The sequence below is a fragment of the Actinoplanes sp. NPDC048791 genome (assembly GCF_040650095.1).
In the GTDB taxonomy this organism is placed as follows: domain Bacteria; phylum Actinomycetota; class Actinomycetes; order Mycobacteriales; family Micromonosporaceae; genus Actinoplanes.
Window position 1 is genome coordinate 1 of the sequence record NZ_JBEZGQ010001763.1, and the last position, 1,013, is coordinate 1,013.

Sequence of the window (1,013 nt, forward strand, 5' to 3'; positions counted from 1 at the left end):
GCGGCACCTGCCGGGCGGCGGTGCCGGCCAGGCCCGGGATGTCGTCCGGGCAACCGTCGTTGTCCTGCGACTCGCGCAACGCGGCGGCCAGCGCCTGCGGCTGCCGCGGCAGCAGGCTGTCCATCCCCTGCAGCACCGCGCGGCTGCGGACCTGCTTGTTGAGCTCCGGGAAAGGCGTCGACCCCAGGGGTACGGCGAGCAGCCACGCGACGACGAGCACCGCGACCAGCGAGACAGCCGCCCCGCCGGCGTCGTCGAGGCGCTGCGCCGACGGATGCACGATCGCCGCGCGGACCCGGGTGCCGAGCCAGCTCGCGAGGGTCTGCCCGAGCACCGCCAGCGCGAGCATCGTCACGAGCGCGACGATCAGCCGCACGGCGCCGTCGGCGAACTGGTCGGCGATCAGCGGGCCGAGCTGGAGCCCGATGAGCAGACCGCTGAAGAAACCGCCGAAGGAGAGCGCCCCGATGACAAAACCCTGCCGGTAGCCGCCGATGGCGAAGACCAGCATGAGCAGGATCAGAATGCCGTCGACCACGGGCATCCCTCCGCCGGGCAGTCAGCTCTCACGCCGGCAACAGTAGGGGGAACGCCCAAGCGCACGGGGTGAGGGCCCGCTCACGCCCCCAGCGCGGCTGCTTTGCGCAGCAGCACCGAACGTTCGCGCTGGTTCGCGCACAGCCGGGCCGCCCGTTCCAGCTCGGCGCGGGCCTCCGGCAGCCGGCCGAGACGGGTCAGCAGCTCCCCGCGTACGGTCGGGACCAGATGCGACCCGGGCAGCCGGTCCAGGGCGACCAGCTCGTCCACCAGCAGCAGGGCCGGCGCCGGGCCGGAGGCCATGGCCACGGCGACCGCCCGGTTGAGCTCGACCACCGGCGAGGGCGCCACCCGGGCGAGCGCCTCGTAGAGCACCACGATCTGCGCCCAGTCGGTCTCCTCGACCGAGGGCGCCGACGCGTGCGAGGCCGCGATCGCGGCCTGCAGGCCGTAGGGCCCGAGACCGCCGGCCGCGG

1 protein-coding gene and 1 pseudogene are annotated in these 1,013 nt (G+C 74.4%); both read right to left on the minus strand.

Going from position 1 to position 1,013, the window contains the following annotated elements; translation table 11 throughout:
• A partial coding sequence (locus AB0C29_RS50275) for a CvpA family protein (RefSeq protein ID WP_360835726.1) occupies positions 1-544 on the minus strand: 544 nt, incomplete at its 3' end.
• A gap of 74 nt (positions 545-618) precedes the next feature.
• Positions 619-1,013, minus strand: a pseudogene (locus AB0C29_RS50280) (RNA polymerase subunit sigma-24); the annotation flags it as partial.